A 17626-nucleotide genomic window follows, 5' to 3' on the forward strand; every position below is an offset into this window, starting at 1 on the left:
TTCCGGGCGACCTGTCAGCGACTGAACTGACGCCATCGCCGGCAAGCCGCCTCCCACGGGATCGTGTTAGCCGGGAACTCCTGCGCGGTCTGCAGCGTACGGAGGTGATCGAGTTCGAGTCTGATGAACAGGCGATTGCTTGCTATCGGTCGCCTGAGTATCAGGACGCCATCCGCCATCGTCAGGGCGCGTCCAGGGCTTATATCGTGATCGTTGAAGGCATGGCGTAGCGGGCCGCTACGGAGGGCAGGACTGGTCACAGGCAGATCATGGCCTTTACACTGCGCAGCCACCTGTATTAACGGACTAAACACAGTGCATGCCCCCATTTCAAATATCCTCATCCAGTGTCTGGCCGAAACGCACCTCGACAGCCTCGCTGCGCTTTATAACGACCCCGCTGTTTGCCGTCAGGTGTTGCAGATGCCGCACCAGTCGGTTGAGGTCTGGCGCAAACGCCTGTCGGCGAGCAACGAGCGCCAGCTCAAGCTGGTTGCGGTGCATGGCAGCGAGGTGATCGGCCATATCGGCCTGGAGCAGTCCTCACGTATTCGCCAGACCCACGTTGGTGGCATCGGCATGGTCGTAACGCCTGCCTGGCATCGCAAGGGGGTAGGGTCGAAGATGCTGGCCGCTGTGCTTGATGTCGCCGACAACTGGATGAATCTGCGTCGAGTCGAGCTGACGGTTTATGCCGACAACGAGGCTGCCATTGGTCTGTATCAAAAGTTCGGTTTCGAAACTGAGGGTCGGCTGCGTCAATACGCGATACGTGACGGCATGATGGTCGATGCACTGACAATGTCGCGGTTGCGATGATGTACGCGAAGGTTAGTGACCGAATACATCTCGTGGGAGGCGGCTTGCCGGCGATTCGATCTTCCGGGCAATCTGTCAGCGACTGAACTGACGCCATCGCCGCCAAGCCGCCTCGCACGGCATAGGGTTAGCCGGGAAATCCTGCGCAGTCTGCGATCAGTTCACGCCTGATGTGTCTGACCTGTTCGGGTAGGCTCACGTCCCAGCCGTCACGCCTACCGAATGAAATGCACCTTCCCGGTGTCGTCGTTACCGATGTAGATGCCATACACCCCGGCCTGACGCTCTTCGATATAGCGTTCCAGGATCTGACGGATGGCGGGGTAATAGATGCGGTCCCAGGGAATGTCTTCAGGGGCGAAGAATTTATATTCCAGGGTCTCCGGGCCGAACTGGCCGGTAATCTCCAGCGCAATGGCGCGGAAGACGATATAGACCTCGCTGATCTGCGGCACGCTGAAGATGGAGTAGGGCGAGAGGATTTCGGCGCGTACGCCACTTTCTTCCCACACTTCGCGCAGCGCCGCCTGTTCGGTGGTCTCGCCGCTTTCCATGAAGCCGGCGGGCAAGGTCCAGGTGCCGGGACGGGGCGGGATGGCGCGCTGGCACAGCAGGTACTTGCCTTCCTGCTCGATGATGCAGCCGGCGATGATTTTTGGATTGACGTAATGGATGTACTGGCAACTGCCACACATCAGCCGCGCGTGGGTGTCGCCGACAGGGATGCGCTGATCGAGATCAGCACTGCCGCATTGGGGACAGAAGCGCGGCAGGGCCATTTCATCGACCTATGCGGGGTTCTTTCAGGGCAACGGGCGCCACGATCTCGCGGACCCCGGCGTCGTCATCCTGTTTGGATTTGAGGTATTCAAGCGCCACGCGGGCGGCATTACGTACGTGATCGACCGATGCCTGATGCGCAGCCAGCGGATCGCCGCTCTTGATGGCTTCGACGATCAGTTCCATTTCCTTGTTGCTGGCGCCGCGACGGTTTTCCTGCGAAACCGAGGTTGCACGCAGGTAGCTGATGCGTGCCTGCAACTGACGAAGCTGAGTGGCAGCGACATGGTTGCCCGAGCCTTCCAGCAGCACGTCGTAGAAACCCTGCACCGAATCGATGACCTGTTGCAGCTCGCCTTCCTTGAGCGATTGACTGTTCACCTGCAGTGCTTTTTCCAGCGCTTTGATGTCTTTGGGTTTGGCGCGCAGGGTGAACAACTGAACGATCAGACCTTCGAGTACGCAGCGCAGCTCGTAGATGTCGCAGGCGTCTTCCAGCGTGATGATGGCCACTCGCGGGCCTTTGGCGTCGGCGAATTCCACCAGGCCTTCGGATTCCAGGTGACGCAATGCTTCACGCACCGACGTTCGGCTCACACCCAGGCGATCACACAGGTCCCGCTCGACCAGACGATCTCCCGGCAGCAGCTGGAAGTTCATGATCGCACTGCGCAGTTTGTCCAGCACGATCTCCCGCAGGGTAACGGGGTTGCGGTTGACCTTGAAGTTATCGTCGAGTGGCAGGCGTTTCATCGGGTGTGCTCAGAGTAAGGCTGTCAGATAAAAACACGACCGGTGCATCATGGCCGCGTTCATGTCGGCAGCCCGCGGTTCGAGCGGGCTGCTGCATGGTCCGGAGGTGTAAACCGGATCGCGGCCGAGTTTATCACGCTGTTGCCCGCATCCACCAAAACCGGCCTGACAGCGTCAGACCAGTGCAGGCAGGGCACCCATCTTGCCTCTGTGATAGAGCATCGGCGTCACAGGCGTTGCCGGCAGGATCAGGTTTTTCACCGCACCTACGATAATGGCGTGGTCGCCGCCGTCGTATTCGCGCCACAGCTCACATTCGATGATCGCCGTGGCGTTGTTGAGCAGCGGGTTGCCCAGCTCGCTCAGGTGCCATTCGATGCCCTTGGTCTTTTCCTTGCCTTTGCTGGCGAACGCATAGGCCTCGGTTTGTTGATCGGCCGAGAGCAGGTGAATGGCGAATTTCTTGCCGTCGCGCAGCACCGGATAGGTATCCGAGGCATAGTTGGGGCAGAACAGCACCAGCGCCGGATCAATGGACAATGCGCTGAATGCGCTGGCGGTAATGCCCACCAGATTGCCCTCCGGGTCCAGCGCGGTGACGATGGTGACGCCTGAAGGGAACGACGCCATGACTTCTTTATAAATACCGGGTTCGATCATCGCAGCGGCCTCGTTAACGCATGACAAATGGATCAGGCATGGGGGCCTGCGAAAGGTTGATCCACACCGTTTTCAGTTCGGTGTAGGCCAGTACGGAGTCTATCCCGCTCTCGCGGCCATAGCCGCTGTTTTTGAAGCCACCGATAGGCGCCATGGCCGATACGGCTCGATACGTGTTGACCCAGATGATACCCGAACGGATATCCCGCGCCAGGCGATGGGCCCGGCCCAGGTCGCGGGTCCAGATGCCAGCGGCCAGACCAAACTGTGAATCGTTGGCAATCGCCAGCGCTTCGGCCTCGTCCTTGAAGCGAATCACTGACGCCACAGGGCCGAACACTTCTTCCTGCATGATTTTCATCGAATTGCGGTCGCATTCGAACAGGGTTGGCTCGAAGAACCAGCCTTCGCCGGCCCGTTCCGGTCGCTTGCCACCCAGGCGCAAACGAGCGCCTTCAGCCAGCGCGTCGGCGACCAGCCCTTCAACCACCGCGAGCTGTTGCGCCGTGGCCATCGGGCCCATTTCAGTGGTTTCGTCCTGGGGATTACCGATGCGAATACGGCTGGCCCGCTCGACCAGTCGCTCGACAAATTCATCGTAGATCTCGTCCTGCACCAGCAGCCGTGAGCCGGACACACAGCTTTGCCCCGACGCTGCATAAATGCCTGCGACGGCGCCATTGATCGCGCTGTCCAGGTCGGCGTCGGCAAAGATGATGTTGGGCGATTTGCCGCCCAGCTCCAGCGAGAGTTTGGCGAAGTTTTCGGCGCTGCTGCGCACGACGTGGCGTGCAGTGGCAGCACCGCCGGTGAAGGCGATCTTGCGCACCAGCGGATGGCGGGTCAGCGCCGCACCCGTGGTGGGGCCGTAGCCGGTAATCACGTTGACCACGCCCGGTGGAATGCCTGCTTCCAGTGCCAGACGTGCCAGCTCAAGCACCGTGGCCGAAGCATGTTCGGACGGCTTGAGTACAATGGTGTTGCCCGCTGCCAGCGCCGGAGCCAGCTTGATGGCGGTCAGGTAGAGCGGACTGTTCCAGGGAATGATCCCCGCGACTACGCCCATCGCCTCGTGCACGGTGTAGGCGAACAGGTCTGGCTTGTCGAGGGGCAGGGTGCCGCCTTCGAGCTTGTCAGCCAGCCCTGCGGTGTAATGGAAAAACTCCGGCAGGTAGCTGACCTGACCGCGTGTTTCGCGAATCAGCTTGCCGTTGTCACGGCTTTCCAGCTGCGCCAGTTGCTCCTTGTTTTCGGCGATCAGATCGCCCAGCCTGCGCAGCAACTTCCCGCGCGCCGTGGCCGTCAATCCTCTCCAGGCCGGGCTTTCGAAGGCTTTTTGAGCGGCTTGCACGGCGCGCTCCACGTCCGCTTCGTCAGCGTCGGGCAGTTGCGCCCAGGGTTGGGCAAGCGCCGGGTTAAGACTGTCGAAGGTCTTGCCTGAAAGTGCATCGACCCAGAGGCCGTCGATGCACATCTGAAAACGGGTGAGGCTCATGCAACGATCCCCTTTATCGAGTTGTGAACACGCGCCGACTTGTCGAGAAAGTCCAGCAACACCTGATTGACCAGGCGCGGCGACTCCACCGGCATCATGTGACGTTGGTCCGGCAGTATCGCGACTTCCGCGCCTTTGATCCGCATCGCCAGTTCCCGTGCCATTTCAGGCGTTGAGCCCGGGTCCAGCTCGCCGGTGGCAATCAGTGTCGGTGCGCGAATATCGCCCAGATCGTCGGCGCGGTACATATCCTGTGTGGCGAAGAGCTTGTAAGTGGTCAGGTAGCCCTGCGGATCGTTGCTTGCCAGGTTCTGGCGAATGGCCGCGATCTGCGCCGGATTGGCCGCTTGATACTCGCGACTGAACCAGCGTGATAACGCTTCACCCGCATTGGCATCCGGGCCATGCTCGGCGGCCTGACTGGTGCGCGCTATGACACCAGCACGCTGTTCAGGACTGCGATTGAACACGCTGTTGAGGATGATCATGCCCGACAGGTGCTCTGGAAAATGCAGTGCGAAGGCACGAGCCACCAGACCGCCCATCGAGAAGCCGATGATCGTGGCCTGCGGCAGGCCCAGATGCTCCAGCAATTCGCGCAGTTGTTCGGCATAACCAGGCAGGCCGGTATCCGGATCCGGGCGCGGACTGGCGCCATGCCCGAGCATGTCGTAAGCAATGACACGGTAATGCGGGGCCAGGCCGACAATCTGGCCGCCCCACATTTCCTTGTTCAGGCCCACCCCGTGAATCAACACCACGGGGTGGCCTTGGCCGGTGGCCAGATAACTGGTACCCGCCGGGGTGCATTCAGCGGTGAGCTGACTCATGGATCGCTCCTGCGCGGACATGGATGAAGGGGATTACTGCGCCTTTTCAGCGGCCAGTTCTTCCAGGTCGATGTAGCGGTTGCCGATGCGCGGGTGCAGGCGTCCACCGTTGGCGGCACCCAGCACCACGACGATTTCGTCGGCACGTGGTGAGTCTTCGATGTGCATTTCAAGGGTGATGTAGTGCGAACGCAGGCCTTCATCGTCCTTGTGCATCATCGGAATCTGAATCGAGGTGCCCGGTCCGCCGCGCTTGTTGGTGAAGCTCAGGTAGCTCTTGGCGTTGACCGCCTCACGGTAGTGATTGCCAAAGCGCAAAGTGTGAATCACCGCCGACGCATGCTCGATCTCGCCGTCTGCACCGACGACAGCAGCTTTGCCGTAAGCCTGGATCTTGTCGGCACCACCTATGGCATCGGTCAGGCGTTTGACCATCAGCTCGCCCAGATCAGAGCAATTGGCGCGGATTTGTGGCTTCAAGTCTTCGACGAAACCATTGCCCAACCAAGGGTTCTTGATCACGACCGCCAGTCCGACCATGGTCACCGGCGTGTCGGTTGCCTTGCCGCCTTCGATGAAGGTTTCTTCGGTGTAATTGACGATCTTGCGGATTTCAAAGCTCATGAAGGACTCCCGGAACGAGCACTATTGTATTTCGTATGATGGTATACCATAAGATTGCTCGTGCAAGCGTTTTTCTTCATGTGAATGCACGTCGCGCCAATGGATGATGGGTAAGTGCCATGTCTGACCACTCGTCAGGTGTCGGGACCATCGCTTTGAACACGTGGGCTCTGGGTGTGACAGATATTCGGTGAGCCATGAAGCGCTCAACGTTTTTTCACTTCAGGAGAGCCATGAATGAAAGCCATCGTCTACAACGGCCCGCGCGACGTCAGCGTCAAGAACGTACCGGACGCCAGGATCGAGAAGCCGACCGATGCTCTTGTCAGAGTGACGACTACCAATATCTGCGGTTCCGATCTGCACATGTATGAGGGCCGCACCTCGTTTGAAACCGGGCGCATATTCGGCCATGAGAATATGGGCGAGGTCGTCGCCGTCGGCTCGGGCGTCGACCGCATCAAGGTCGGCGACCGGGTCTGCCTGCCGTTCAACATCGGCTGCGGGTTTTGCGAGAACTGCGAGAAAGGGCTGACCGGCTATTGCCTGACGGTCAATCCGGGCAGCGCAGGGGGCGCCTACGGGTTTGCCGACATGGGCACTTACGAGGGCGGACAGGCTGAACTGCTGCGCGTGCCTTATGCCGACTTCAACTGCCTGCTGCTGCCGGAAGATGCCGTCGAGAAAGAAGACGATTACGTCATGCTGTCCGACATTTTTCCCACGGGTTGGCACGCCACCGAGCTGGCAGGGCTGCTGCCCGGTGAAAGTGTCGCGATCTACGGCGCAGGTCCTGTGGGATTGATGGCTGCCCACTCGGCCATGATCAAGGGCGCGTCGCAAGTGTTCGTGGTCGACAGTCACCCGGATCGCCTGGCACTGGCCGCGAAAATGGGCGCTACGCCGATCAATTCGGCCGAGCAGGAGGCCGTCGAGCAGATCCTCAATCTGACTCATGGCAAAGGCACAGATCGCGGCTGCGAGTGTGTGGGCTATCAATGCTGCGATCGTCACGGCCGCGAAGCCAATCACCTGACCATGAATAATCTGGTGGCTTCGACGAAGCCTGCGGGTGGAATCGGTGTCGTTGGCGTGTTCGTGCCACAGGATCCAGGCGCACATAACGAGCTGGCGAAGGAGGGCAAGATGGCCTTTGACTTCGGCTCATTCTGGTTCAAGGGTCAGCAGATCCGCACGGGCCAGGCCAACGTCAAGGCGTACAACCGCCGCCTGGCCGAGCTGATCCATCACGGCCGAGCCACGCCGTCGCAGATCATTTCCCATCGCCTGAAACTGAGCGAAGGTCCGGACGCTTACAAGCATTTCGATGATCGCGATAACGGCTGGACCAAAGTCGTGCTCAAGCCCGCTGCCTGATCGTCGCGACCCCGTTATTCGCCTCACGTCGTCCGGCGACGCGAGGCGTCATCTTCTTCCAGGAGATTCATACATGAAAGATTTCGAAAGCTACCCAAAGCCACCCTTTCCCAGGCAGCCTCAGGACGTACCTGGCCTACAGGGCAAGATGGACCCCTATCCGGATTGCGGCGAAAAAAGCTACACCGGATCCGGCCGCCTGAATGACAAGATCGCATTGATCACCGGGGGCGATAGCGGGATCGGCCGGGCCGTCGCCATTGCCTTTGCCCGAGAGGGCGCCCAGGTAGCGATTTCCTATCTGAACGAACACGAAGATGCCAAAGAAACCGCGCGCTGGGTAGAAGAGGCTGGCAGGAAATGCCTGCTGCTGCCCGGTGATCTGGCGCAGAAGCAGCAATGCGAGGATATCGTCAGCAAGACGGTTGCTGAGTTCGGCCGTATCGACGTGCTGGTCAACAATGCGGCCTTCCAGATGAGTCATGAAACGCTGGAAGAAATCAGCGACGAAGAATGGCTGATGACCTTCGATGTCAACATCACGGCGATGTTTCGTATCTGCAAGGCTGCGGTGCCTCATATGGGACGCGGCGGCTCGATCATCAACACCAGTTCGGTGAACTCGGACATGCCCAAGGCGACGCTGTTGCCTTATGCCACGACCAAAGGCGCGATTGCCAACTTCACTGCCGGTCTGGCGCAAATGCTGGGCGAGAAGGGCATCCGGGTAAACAGCGTAGCGCCGGGACCGATCTGGACGCCGTTGATCGTCTCGACCATGCCGGAAGAAGAGGCCGCGAACTTCGGGAGCCAGACGCCCCTCGGCCGTCCCGGCCAGCCCGTGGAAGTCTCGCCGATCTATGTGTTGCTGGCATCGGATGAAGCGAGCTATATCTCGGGAACACGCTATGGGGTGACAGGCGGCAAGCCGATTCTGTAACGCCCACACGACTGCCCGCGAAGGGAGGTGTCGAGACCGACGCCGCCTGAATCGCGGGCTTTTATTATGAAGTTTTTCAATTTTTCACACTTTATTGCCATCAGGTCGGGCAGGCTGGGAACGAATGCAACTGATGGTGGCTTCGCGAAGTCACTTGACCATTAGGGGTATACGCCCCTAAATTTGTTTCGGTTTTTCAGAGCGGGTGTCCCACGCTCCCGCGCAACGACCTATGGAGAGTTGCCATGTACCCTGATGTACAGCTTTATGTAGACGGCCAATGGCGCGCAAGCCGCGATGGCCGCACGATTCCGGTCATCAATCCGGCGACCGGTGATTCAATCGGTACTGTGGCTCACGCAGGCATCGCTGACCTGGATGAGGCGCTGGCCGCCGCCGAGAAGGGCTTTGCCGCCTGGCGCACTACCTCGGCCTACGACCGTTACAAAATCATGCAGAAAGCGGCGAATCTGTTGCGTGAGCGTGCCGATGGCATTGCCCGCATCATGACCCAGGAGCAAGGCAAGCCCTTGGCCGAAGCGCGCATGGAGGCGATGTCCGCGGCTGACATCATTGACTGGCTGGCCGAGGAAGGTCGTCGCAGCTACGGCCGCATCGTGCCGTCGCGTGGTGTGAACATCGAGCAGAAAGTGGTCAAGGAGCCGGTCGGTCCGGTCGCCGCCTTTACACCGTGGAACTTCCCCATCAACCAGGTGGTGCGCAAGCTGTCGTCGGCGCTGGCTGCCGGTTGCTCGATCATCGTCAAGGCGCCGGAAGAAACCCCGGGCTCGCCCGCTGAGCTGATCCGTGCCTTCGCTGACGCGGGTGTTCCAGCCGGTGTGATCGGTCTGGTGTATGGCGATCCTGCAGAAATCTCCGGCTACCTGATTCCTCATCCAGTGATCCGCAAAGTGACGTTCACCGGCTCCACGCCGGTTGGCAAGCAGCTCGCGGCGTTGGCGGGTCAACACATGAAGCGCGCGACCATGGAGTTGGGCGGCCACGCGCCTGCGCTGGTGTTTGATGACGCTGATATCGACCTTGCCGCGCGGGTTCTGGCTACCGCCAAGTTCCGTAACGCCGGTCAGGTCTGTGTCTCGCCAACGCGCATTCTGGTGCAGCGCAAGGTACTGGAAGCGTTCACCGAGAAGTTCGTCGGCCTGACGCGTGAAATCAAGGTCGGTAACGGTCTGGAATCTGGCACGACCATGGGCCCGGTTGCCAACGATCGTCGCATCCCGGCGCTGGTCGACCTGATCGACGATGCCGTGAAGTCGGGCGCAACTGTGTCGGCCGGTGGCAAGGCTGTCGAGGGGGCGGGTTACTTCTTTGAACCGACTGTGCTGAGTGGCTTGAAGCCCACCATGCGCATCATGAACGAAGAACCGTTCGGCCCGGTCGCGTTGCTGGTGCCGTTCGATACAGTGGAAGAGGCGATTGCCGAGTCCAATCGTGTGCCATTCGGTCTGGCGTCCTATGCGTTCACGACATCGATGAAGACCGCTCAGGCGCTCAGCACCTATATAGAAGCCGGGATGCTGTCGATCAACCATCAGGGCATCGGTCTGCCGGAAATTCCGTTCGGCGGGATCAAGGATTCCGGCTATGGCTCGGAAGGCGGCACCGAGGCCATCGAGGCGTACCTGAATACCAAGCTGGTCACTCAGTACAACTGAGCCTTTGCACAGAAATGAAAACGGCCGCGATGTCTGCACATTGCGGCCGTTTTTTATCTCGCGCTGATCAATCCCGAGCCTGAATACCGGTCTGCTTCATGACCAGATTCTTCTCTTTCTTGTACTGCAACGCGACTTCCGGCGCCGGGCCACTCTGACCGGTTTCCATCCACTTGCGCAGGCGGCTGGCGTCGGCAAAATGCGTGTACTTGCCGAAGGCATCAAGGATCACGACCGAAACCGGACGGTTGGCCATGGTGGTCAACAGCACCAGGCAGTGTCCGGCCTGATTGGTGAAGCCTGTCTTGGTCAGCTTGATGTCCCAGTTTTCCTTACGCACCAGATGGTCGGTGTTGTTGAACACCAGGCTGTAGGTCGGTTTGCGGAAGGTGACGGTCTTCGTTTCGGTGGTGCTCAATTCGCTCAGCATCGGGTACTTGCGGGCGGCCATGACCAGCTTGGTCAGGTCGCGGGCTGTCGAGACGTTGTAGACCGACAGCCCGGTCGGCTCGACATACGCTGTGTGTTTCATGCCCAGCGCCTTGGCCTTGGCGTTCATCGCCAGAATGAATGCCGGATAGCCGCCCGGATAACTGTGCGCAAGGCTCGCAGCCGCGCGGTTTTCGGACGACATCAGGGTAATCAGCAACATGTCCCGACGATTCATCTCGCTGCCCAGCTTCACGCGGGAGAACACGCCTTTCATCTCCGGCGTCTGGGAGATGTTGACGGGGATGACTTCATCCATCGACTGCTTGGCGTCCAGGACCACCATCGCTGTCATCAATTTGGTAACCGAGGCAATCGGCACGATCACGTCCGGGTTGCTGGAATACAGGACTTTGTCAGTCTGCAGGTCGATGACCATGGCGCTGCCGGAGGCCAGGTGCAGGTTGGAAGGGTCGCGATTCAGCGCGGCGGTTTCGTTTGCCAGGGTGGAAGTGGAAAATGCCGAACCCGTAAGTACACATAATAGGCTCAGAACAGACAGACGAATTTTCAAGAGCAAGGCTCACTCGATAAAGGTGTGTTAACGAAAGGGACAAGGGAAAACCCGGCATTTTATGAGCAGGCTTTGCAGTATGTCGATGGGCGTTGTAGGGCGTTTCGTCAATAAAATCGGAAAATCGCATGTTGTTAAGTTGCTGTTAAGTAGGAAAACAGCATAAAACCGACGGCACTCTGAATAGTCGTGGTGTACAACGCTCACACCGATTAGCATTCCCTGCCATAGAAAGGTATGGATTTCAGGAGTTACGCAATGCTCAAGGGGTTTATCGGCAAGGATTACGTCGTTCTGGTCATCGCGGCTTCACTGGTCGCCGTGTTGCTGGTGCTGGCCGGTTTTTTCTCGCGGCCTTCGGATTGGGCAGGCTGGATGCAGGCCATCGCGCTGATTGTGGGCATGATGGTCGCCATTGCTGTGCCCGCCATCCAGCGCAGGCAGGAAGCGGTGCTGGCTCGCAAGCAACTGCGTGATCGCGAGACAGGTTATGCCCGCCGCATGCAGTACTTGTGCGGTGAACTGAGCGAATTGCACGGGCGCATCAATCTTAACCTCGCGCACCTGCGCGCCAGTGATCGTCACAGCCTGAAGTTCACGTTGCAGGATTACCTTCATCGCCTGTTCGAATCCCACAAGCAGGACCTGAACGATGACCGCGTGGTACTGGCCTACGAATTGCGGCAGGTGGCCAATGACCTGATCGACGAACTGGACAGCGGTCGCAATGATCGCGTGGTGTTCATGGCGCTGGAAAAGCGTTTGCAGAAGCTGACGCACCGCTGCCAGGTCAATGCGGCCATGGCCGAGCGTACGTGATCGGGGTTGCTCTGTAGATTGACTCCACAGCGCAGCGCGTCACGCACAGCCCCTTGTGTACTGGCCTGCCAAATAAAAAAACCGCATCAAACGATGCGGTCAAGGGAGAGTGCGGAGCAACGCACGAAGTTCTTTCATCAAAGGGCTCAGCTATCCAGGACGCGACTTTTCAGCTCCTCGGAAAAAGCCTGGGCCACGGGCAGTGATGCGAAGGGGCCGCTGACCGGTTCACCGTCCTGAATCAGGTACCAGCACGCCAACAGGCCGCGCTCTCTGAGCGGAGCCGGGACTGCACTGCCTACCACCGACATGATTTGAACGTTGTTCATAGCAACCTCCTTCTTTCCATGGCGCTACTTTACGAGTTGATCGCTGCGGGCAGAAATCGACGCTCTCAATAGTCGTCATTGACGGGAACGAGGGTCCGGCACGTTGCGGCAATACGCCCGGGTGTGAACAAGAAATGAAAAACCCGCCGATAAAGGCGGGTTTTTGTGCTGTTACCAGCGACCATGCGGGCCGTAGCCCTGGTAGTAACCTGGAGGCGGCCCGTCATAACGACGATAGTAACGTGGTGGCGGAGCCGGATAGCGCTCTACGACCTCATACGCGGGCTGCTGATAATAAACCACTGGCGGCGGAGGCGGCGGCGCGTAGTAAACCTGCTGCACCGGTGGCTGATAGTAAACCGGCTGACGCTCGACATAGACCGTTCTGTCACGGCTGGACGATACCGCTGCTCCCACCACAGCCGCGCCTACCAAAGCACCTACCACGGCTGGGCCACCCCAGCCACGATGATCGGCGTTCGCCTGGCCTGCCAAGGCCAACGCACCTATAAACAAGGCAATCTTGGGGATTTGACGAATCATGAGTGTTCCTCGCTTTCAACCCGTTGTCGCGGGCCTGCATTACTCTCAAGCACTGCCACGGGATAACTCTAAGACATCGAATTTGTAAAAAACTGCGAAATCGTTGAGTAAATTTTATGTAAGGTGCTTTCGATCCAGAGTGCCAGGCAACGATATCGTGGCCGGCAAGGCGCAGTGTACGCCTGGCACACCGCTTTAATCCAATACCGTTCGGGAGAAAACGATGGCCATTACTGCCAACAGGGACACGTTACTGTGCATGTCCATGGCGGCACGCCCAGGAAACTTCGGCGTACGCTTCCATAACCATCTTTATGAACAGTTGGGCCTCAATTACTACTACAAGACCTTCGCTCCCAATGACCTCGCGGCTGCGGTGGCGGGTATCCGGGCGCTGGGCATTCGCGGCAGCGCGGTGTCGATGCCTTTCAAGGAAGACTGCATCGCACTGGTCGACGAACTGGATGCTTCAGCGGCGGCCATTCAGTCAATCAATACCATCGTCAACACCGACGGGCATCTCAAGGCGTTCAATACCGATTACATCGCGGTCGCTCAGCTCATGCAAAGCCATGCCGTCCCCCACACCGCGTTTGCCTTGCGTGGCAGCGGTGGCATGGCCAAGGCCGTGGCCTTCGCGCTGCGCGACGCAGGGTTCACCGACGGTCTGATCGTGGCCCGTAATGAGCAGGCCGGAAAGCGTCTGGCTGAAGCCTGTGGTTTTCGCTGGCAAGCCGAGCTGGGCAATGAGCGTCCGGCGTTGCTGGTCAACGTTACGCCGTTGGGCATGACCGGCGCACAGGCTGATGAGCTGGCGTTCGACGAGCAGGCCATCGAAGCGGCCCAAACGATTTTCGATGTGGTGGCCACACCTGCCGAAACACCGCTGATCCAGGCCGCCCGCCGTCTGGGCAAAAAGGTCATCAGCGGTGATGAAGTCGCGGCCATTCAGGCGCTTGAGCAGTTCGTGCTGTACACCGGCGTTCGCCCGACCGATGAGCAATATCAGAAGGCGGCGGCCTTCGCCCGAGGCTGAGCCGCCTGCGCTGTCACTGCTGTTCGAGCTTTGCCAGCCGCTCTTCGAGCGCGGCGACACGTGCCTCAAGCTCGTCAATGCGCTCGTTCGACGCTGTGCCGGCGGCGCTGCGGTCCGGCGCAGTCTGGCGATGGGCGAGTAGCGCTTGCAGGTCGTCAGGGTCGCCCAGCGTGTGCATGTAGCGGTCCTCGCGCTGACCCGCCTGACGCGGCACCAGCATGGCCAGGTTTCTGGCGATCAGCCGTTCCAGTTGGTGGACAACCTGCTCGGCATCTTCGAAGTCGTGCATCCGGTTGCTGCGCGTCATCAGCTCATTCACCGTCTGCGGGCCGCGCAACAGCAGCAGGCCGGTCAGGATGACCTGGGCGGGTACAAGCTCCAGCGCCTTGTCGACCTTGTGTTCCCAGCGGTCGGCGCGGCTGCCCATCACCAGCCGTGTCAACCCGCGGCCCTCCAGCGCTCGCAGGCTCTGGCCCACCTGACCCTGAGTCAGGTTCATGACCGGGTCACGGCTGGTTTTCTGGTTGCAGGCCAGCACCAGCGCGTTGAGGGTCAGCGGGTAGGTCTCGGGGTTGGTCGCCTGCTTTTCGATCAGACAGCCCAGAATGCGCACTTCGGTACTGCTGAGCTGCAAGGTTTCTGCCGTGTCTGGCGCTTCGGTCGAGGAGGGTTCGGTGGACATGGACGCTTCCCTGAGTAATGGCGGTGGATCAGCCTATGAGGTGTTGCAGTTTTTTGCCAGCGCATACGCACGGTCTTTCAAAAGACTCGGGGTCTTTCGTGTTCGGCAGGTCTATAATTGCGCCTTTCTCACTCAGGATATGTCATGTCTATCTCCCTGTACGCCGCTTCGATTCCTGTCTTCCAGCAAATGCTCAACGCGCTGAGCGACGTTCTGACCAAGGCTGAAACCCACGCGACCGAGAAGAAGATCCAGCCTCCGGCATTGCTTCAGGCGCGTCTGTTCCCGGACATGTTGCCATTCACCCGTCAGGTACAGATCGCTGTGGATTTCGCCAAGGGTGCTTCGGCGCGACTGGCCGGTGTCGAGATTCCGGTCTATGAAGACACGGAAACCAGCTTTGCCGAGCTTCAGGCGCTGTTGGCCAAGACGCTTGAATTCATCGGCAGCATCAAGCCTGAGCAGGTCGATGGCAACGAAGGTATCGAAATCGTGCTGCGCCCAGGCACCGAAAAAGAGCGCCGCTTGAACGGCCAGGCTTATCTGCTGAGCTACGCCTTGCCGCAGTTCTTCTTCCACGTGACCACGGCTTACGACCTGCTGCGCCACAATGGCGTCGAGATCGGCAAGCGCGATTTCATGGGCAAGTTCTAAGGTTGTCGCGTTAAGTCGGATACGCCCTCTCGTCAGGTGTCGTTGCCAGCACAGGCAACGACGCCAGACTCGCGTCACAGTCGATACTGATGTTTACTCGTTCATCGCAGGCGCACCCCTTGGGTGAGCCTGTGTCGTTGTTGTGGAGTGTTGATGTTATTGCCCATTCTGCTGTTGTCAGCCGCCGGGTTTACCGTGCTGACCACAGAGTTCGTCATCGTCGGCCTTTTGCCTGCCATGGCTCGTGATCTGCAGGTCACCGTGCCTCAGGCGGGTTTGCTGGTGACCCTGTTCGCGTTCACCGTGGCTGCGTTTGGCCCATTCCTGACGGCGTATTGTTCGCGCTTCAATCGCAAGCGTTTGTTCGTGGGCATTCTGATTCTGTTCGGGCTCTCCAATGCGCTGGCAGCGCTGGCCCCAAACATCGCGGTCATGGGGCTTGCCCGGCTGATCCCGGCATTGGGGCTGCCGGTATTCTGGGCGTTGGCCAGCGAAACGGCGGTGGACATTGTCGGTCCGAAGTTCGCGGGGCGGGCGATTGCTCGAATCGGTTTCGGAATTGTGTGCGCCACCGTGTTCGGCATCCCGGTTGGTACGTTGATTTCCGATGCATTCGGCTGGCGGACGGCATTTGCAGCCCTGTCGGTGCTGGCTTTTGCCAAGGCGCTGCTGCTGACGGTGTACCTGCCCAAAACCATCATCACAAAAGATCCGGTTTCCATGCTCAGTCAGTTCGGCATCCTGCGCAGCCCATTGATGCAGGGTCACGTGCTGCTGTCGGTACTGGTGTTCAGTGGCATGTTCACGGCCTATACCTACCTGGCAGACATGCTGGAGCGTCTGGCCGGTTTCGACGGCACGCTGGTCGGCTGGTGCCTCATGGGTTTTGGTGCCGTCGGGCTGCTCGGCAACTCGCTGGGCGGGCGCATGGTGGACCGACATCCACTGATCGCCAGTCTGGTGTTCTGTGCATTCATGGTGGTGGGCATGGTAGCGGTGGTGCCGAGCATACACTCCTACTTCGCCCTGGCACTTGCACTGGCGGTGTGGGGCGTGACCCAGGCTGCGTTGTTTCTGGTCAGCCATGTACGCCTGATCAAGGCTGCGCCTGAGGCACCGGCGTTCGCCGCATCACTGAATATCGCTGGTGCCAATCTGGGGATCGGCATCGGCGCAGTCATTGGCGGGCGGGTGATCGATCACCTGGGGCTTGGCAAGCTTGGCTTTGCCGCAGCCGGGATCATTTTTCTGGCGATCGTACTGGCCGGGCTGTTGATGAAGAGCAGGCCCGCACCGATACCCGCCTAAACGCCGTCGGTGAACAACTGGTTACGCGCACCCTCGGCGATGGCGACCACGGCGGGGTGCCGGACCTTGCGCTCTACAGTGATTGCGTAGAACGATTCTGTCACCGCATCGGTCCGGCCGATGACGTCTACGCCATACTGACTCTGTACCTCGTCCGCGATCACGCTGGGCGCCACGAACACGCCGCTGCCTGATTTCCCGAAAGCCTTCATCAGCGCGCTGTCATCGAATTCGCCGACGATGCGCGGCTGGAGTTTCAGCTCGGCGAACCACCGCATCAGCCGACCCCGCACGACCGTTTCCTGGCCGGGTATCAACAGCGGTGCGCCATGCATGCAGTGCGGGAAATCATTCCCGATACGCTCAGCCACTTCCCGGGTCGCAAAAAAGCTTACGCCGCATTCTCCCAGCTTCTGGCTATGGCCCTTGATGTCCAGGTGAGGCGGCATCGGGCTGTCGGAAATCACCATGTCCAGACGTTGAATAGCCAGGTCGGCCAGCAGCCGTTCGAGTTTGTCCTCACGGCAGGTGATGCGGATCGATTCATCAAGATCCATCGTCGGCGCAATCAGGTGGTAGACGATGGATTTGGGCACGACATCTGCCACGCCAATCCGAAACAGCAGTTGTTGTTCGTCAGGGTGTGAGCTCAGCAGGGTCTCAAGTTCGTTGCCCAACTGAAACATCTGCTCGGCATAGGGCAGCGCCATACGGCCGGCCTCGGTCATTTCCAGCTGGCGACCCACGCGCTGGAAAAGATCCACGCCCAACGCTGTTTCCAGCAGGCTTATCTGACCGCTGACGGTCTGTGGCGTGAGGTTCAACTGCTCGCATGCCCGCACGATGCTGCCGGTCTTGGCCACGATCCAGAAGTAGTGCAGTTGACGGTAATTGAGCATGTCGATTCCCGATTCGTTAAAACCGAAGTATATCGCTTATAAAATCGAATTTTCCTGATGTTTCCGTTTCCCTAGAATGCTGTTCCAACGCCGGACCGAAAGCACTGTCCGGCCTTGACTGTCGAGGGACACATGAAAAAATCATTTTACGCTGTACTATTGGGCGGTTCGCTGCTGGTAATGGCAGGGTGCGATCAGATCGAGTCTTCGTCAAAGCAAGTGCTGGACAAGGCCGCGGATTCAGCCAGGCAGGCGATCGACGAAACACATCAGGCGGCAACCAAGGCGCTGGACGAGGCCAAGCGGGAACTTTCGGTGCTGGAACCGGCATCAGGCTCCGCTGAATCAGAAAGCAAACCCGGTAAAGAAATCTAACGTTCGTTCAACTATTGGCTCAGG

At 59.3% G+C, this 17626-nt stretch carries 21 protein-coding genes; 10 read left to right on the forward strand and 11 right to left on the reverse strand.

From position 1 onward, the window contains the following. A partial coding sequence (locus BUB69_RS28140) for a DUF1330 domain-containing protein (protein WP_141121814.1) occupies positions 1-230 on the forward strand: 230 nt, incomplete at its 5' end. Positions 231-315: 85 nt separating this feature from the next. Further along, positions 316-819: a GNAT family N-acetyltransferase gene (locus tag BUB69_RS01620; RefSeq protein ID WP_073161975.1), complete on the forward strand. Its 504-nt coding sequence runs from the start codon at positions 316-318 to the stop codon at positions 817-819. Between the two features lie 215 nt (positions 820-1034). Here BUB69_RS01620 and BUB69_RS01625 read toward each other — a convergent pair whose 3' ends face one another. The 6 genes from BUB69_RS01625 to BUB69_RS01650 form a co-directional block, all read right to left on the reverse strand. Further along, entirely contained in the window at positions 1035-1598 is a 564-nt protein-coding gene (locus BUB69_RS01625; protein WP_073161976.1) for an NUDIX hydrolase, read from the reverse strand. 1 nt (position 1599) lies between these two features. Next, the gene (locus tag BUB69_RS01630; protein ID WP_073161977.1) at positions 1600-2352 is read right to left on the reverse strand and encodes a GntR family transcriptional regulator; all 753 of its coding nucleotides are present in this window, start codon (positions 2350-2352) and stop codon (positions 1600-1602) included. Positions 2353-2526: 174 nt separating this feature from the next. Then, the gene (locus tag BUB69_RS01635) at positions 2527-3012 is read right to left on the reverse strand and encodes a flavin reductase family protein (protein WP_073161978.1); all 486 of its coding nucleotides are present in this window, start codon (positions 3010-3012) and stop codon (positions 2527-2529) included. Between the two features lie 13 nt (positions 3013-3025). Continuing rightward, complete coding sequence (locus BUB69_RS01640) at positions 3026-4507, reverse strand: aldehyde dehydrogenase (RefSeq protein ID WP_073161979.1); 1482 nt, start codon at positions 4505-4507, stop codon at positions 3026-3028. Further along, a complete protein-coding gene (locus BUB69_RS01645) occupies positions 4504-5337 on the reverse strand; it encodes an alpha/beta fold hydrolase (RefSeq protein WP_073161980.1) in 834 nt (277 codons plus the stop codon). The genes BUB69_RS01640 and BUB69_RS01645 overlap by 4 nt, the downstream gene beginning before the upstream one ends. 33 nt (positions 5338-5370) lie before the next feature. Beyond that, a complete protein-coding gene (locus BUB69_RS01650; RefSeq protein ID WP_024689367.1) occupies positions 5371-5961 on the reverse strand; it encodes an amino acid synthesis family protein in 591 nt (196 codons plus the stop codon). Positions 5962-6198: 237 nt separating this feature from the next. Between BUB69_RS01650 and BUB69_RS01655 the strand changes: the two genes are divergently transcribed. From BUB69_RS01655 to BUB69_RS01665, 3 genes are all read left to right on the forward strand, one after another. Beyond that, positions 6199-7338, forward strand: coding sequence for a glutathione-independent formaldehyde dehydrogenase (locus BUB69_RS01655; RefSeq protein WP_073161981.1), 1140 nt, complete (start codon positions 6199-6201; stop codon positions 7336-7338). Between the two features lie 73 nt (positions 7339-7411). Beyond that, on the forward strand, positions 7412-8278 hold the full coding sequence (locus BUB69_RS01660) for an SDR family oxidoreductase (protein ID WP_073161982.1): 867 nt from the start codon (positions 7412-7414) through the stop codon (positions 8276-8278). Positions 8279-8523: 245 nt separating this feature from the next. Further along, positions 8524-9954, forward strand: coding sequence for an NAD-dependent succinate-semialdehyde dehydrogenase (locus BUB69_RS01665; protein WP_073161983.1), 1431 nt, complete (start codon positions 8524-8526; stop codon positions 9952-9954). 67 nt (positions 9955-10021) lie between these two features. Here BUB69_RS01665 and pbpG read toward each other — a convergent pair whose 3' ends face one another. Beyond that, positions 10022-10963 carry a D-alanyl-D-alanine endopeptidase gene (gene pbpG / locus BUB69_RS01670; RefSeq protein ID WP_024689363.1) on the reverse strand — a complete coding sequence of 314 codons (942 nt, stop codon included), beginning with the start codon at positions 10961-10963 and terminating at the stop codon, positions 10022-10024. 252 nt (positions 10964-11215) lie between these two features. Between pbpG and BUB69_RS01675 the strand changes: the two genes are divergently transcribed. Then, a complete protein-coding gene (locus BUB69_RS01675) occupies positions 11216-11776 on the forward strand; it encodes a DUF5336 domain-containing protein (protein ID WP_073161984.1) in 561 nt (186 codons plus the stop codon). A gap of 146 nt (positions 11777-11922) precedes the next feature. Here BUB69_RS01675 and BUB69_RS01680 read toward each other — a convergent pair whose 3' ends face one another. Together BUB69_RS01680 and BUB69_RS01685 are read right to left on the reverse strand one after the other, a co-directional pair. After that, positions 11923-12105: a hypothetical protein gene (locus tag BUB69_RS01680; RefSeq protein WP_073161985.1), complete on the reverse strand. Its 183-nt coding sequence runs from the start codon at positions 12103-12105 to the stop codon at positions 11923-11925. A gap of 171 nt (positions 12106-12276) precedes the next feature. Further along, complete coding sequence (locus BUB69_RS01685) at positions 12277-12648, reverse strand: hypothetical protein (protein ID WP_024689360.1); 372 nt, start codon at positions 12646-12648, stop codon at positions 12277-12279. A 223-nt stretch (positions 12649-12871) separates the two neighbouring features. Here BUB69_RS01685 and BUB69_RS01690 point away from each other — a divergent pair, with 223 nt between their 5' ends. Beyond that, positions 12872-13684 carry a shikimate 5-dehydrogenase gene (locus BUB69_RS01690; RefSeq protein WP_073161986.1) on the forward strand — a complete coding sequence of 271 codons (813 nt, stop codon included), beginning with the start codon at positions 12872-12874 and terminating at the stop codon, positions 13682-13684. Between the two features lie 13 nt (positions 13685-13697). On the opposite strand, the gene BUB69_RS01695 is transcribed toward BUB69_RS01690, so the two are convergent. Continuing rightward, complete coding sequence (locus BUB69_RS01695) at positions 13698-14366, reverse strand: YceH family protein (protein ID WP_073161987.1); 669 nt, start codon at positions 14364-14366, stop codon at positions 13698-13700. Positions 14367-14510: 144 nt separating this feature from the next. Between BUB69_RS01695 and BUB69_RS01700 the strand changes: the two genes are divergently transcribed. After that, positions 14511-15020, forward strand: a complete 510-nt coding sequence (locus BUB69_RS01700; protein ID WP_073161988.1) for a DUF1993 domain-containing protein — start codon at positions 14511-14513, stop codon at positions 15018-15020. 153 nt (positions 15021-15173) lie between these two features. Then, on the forward strand, positions 15174-16328 hold the full coding sequence (locus tag BUB69_RS01705; RefSeq protein WP_073161989.1) for an MFS transporter: 1155 nt from the start codon (positions 15174-15176) through the stop codon (positions 16326-16328). Here the strand turns inward: BUB69_RS01705 and nhaR are convergent. Then, complete coding sequence (gene nhaR, locus BUB69_RS01710; RefSeq protein ID WP_073161990.1) at positions 16325-17227, reverse strand: transcriptional activator NhaR; 903 nt, start codon at positions 17225-17227, stop codon at positions 16325-16327. The two genes, BUB69_RS01705 and nhaR, sit on opposite strands and share 4 nt — an antisense overlap. Positions 17228-17359: 132 nt before the next feature. Here nhaR and BUB69_RS01715 point away from each other — a divergent pair, with 132 nt between their 5' ends. Next, positions 17360-17602: a hypothetical protein gene (locus BUB69_RS01715; protein ID WP_073161991.1), complete on the forward strand. Its 243-nt coding sequence runs from the start codon at positions 17360-17362 to the stop codon at positions 17600-17602. Positions 17603-17626: the final 24 nt, after the last annotated feature.

This window comes from Pseudomonas asturiensis (assembly GCF_900143095.1).
GTDB lineage: Bacteria > Pseudomonadota > Gammaproteobacteria > Pseudomonadales > Pseudomonadaceae > Aquipseudomonas > Aquipseudomonas asturiensis.

Bases quoted from the DNA above. Each gene is read 5' to 3' on its own strand.
- BUB69_RS01700 (WP_073161988.1), top strand. From the start codon at position 14,511: ATGTCTATCTCCCTGTACGCCGCTTCGATTCCTGTCTTCCAGCAAATG.
- BUB69_RS01715 (WP_073161991.1), top strand. From the start codon at position 17,360: ATGAAAAAATCATTTTACGCTGTACTATTGGGCGGTTCGCTGCTGGTA.
- BUB69_RS01655 (WP_073161981.1), top strand. From the start codon at position 6,199: ATGAAAGCCATCGTCTACAACGGCCCGCGCGACGTCAGCGTCAAGAAC.
- BUB69_RS01695 (WP_073161987.1), bottom strand. From the start codon at position 14,366: ATGTCCACCGAACCCTCCTCGACCGAAGCGCCAGACACGGCAGAAACC.
- BUB69_RS01635 (WP_073161978.1), bottom strand. From the start codon at position 3,012: ATGATCGAACCCGGTATTTATAAAGAAGTCATGGCGTCGTTCCCTTCA.
- BUB69_RS01690 (WP_073161986.1), top strand. From the start codon at position 12,872: ATGGCCATTACTGCCAACAGGGACACGTTACTGTGCATGTCCATGGCG.
- BUB69_RS01640 (WP_073161979.1), bottom strand. From the start codon at position 4,507: ATGAGCCTCACCCGTTTTCAGATGTGCATCGACGGCCTCTGGGTCGAT.
- BUB69_RS01660 (WP_073161982.1), top strand. From the start codon at position 7,412: ATGAAAGATTTCGAAAGCTACCCAAAGCCACCCTTTCCCAGGCAGCCT.
- BUB69_RS01685 (WP_024689360.1), bottom strand. From the start codon at position 12,648: ATGATTCGTCAAATCCCCAAGATTGCCTTGTTTATAGGTGCGTTGGCC.
- BUB69_RS01680 (WP_073161985.1), bottom strand. From the start codon at position 12,105: ATGAACAACGTTCAAATCATGTCGGTGGTAGGCAGTGCAGTCCCGGCT.
- BUB69_RS01650 (WP_024689367.1), bottom strand. From the start codon at position 5,961: ATGAGCTTTGAAATCCGCAAGATCGTCAATTACACCGAAGAAACCTTC.
- BUB69_RS01625 (WP_073161976.1), bottom strand. From the start codon at position 1,598: ATGGCCCTGCCGCGCTTCTGTCCCCAATGCGGCAGTGCTGATCTCGAT.
- BUB69_RS01630 (WP_073161977.1), bottom strand. From the start codon at position 2,352: ATGAAACGCCTGCCACTCGACGATAACTTCAAGGTCAACCGCAACCCC.
- BUB69_RS01675 (WP_073161984.1), top strand. From the start codon at position 11,216: ATGCTCAAGGGGTTTATCGGCAAGGATTACGTCGTTCTGGTCATCGCG.
- BUB69_RS01645 (WP_073161980.1), bottom strand. From the start codon at position 5,337: ATGAGTCAGCTCACCGCTGAATGCACCCCGGCGGGTACCAGTTATCTG.
- BUB69_RS01705 (WP_073161989.1), top strand. From the start codon at position 15,174: ATGTTATTGCCCATTCTGCTGTTGTCAGCCGCCGGGTTTACCGTGCTG.
- BUB69_RS01665 (WP_073161983.1), top strand. From the start codon at position 8,524: ATGTACCCTGATGTACAGCTTTATGTAGACGGCCAATGGCGCGCAAGC.
- nhaR (WP_073161990.1), bottom strand. From the start codon at position 17,227: ATGCTCAATTACCGTCAACTGCACTACTTCTGGATCGTGGCCAAGACC.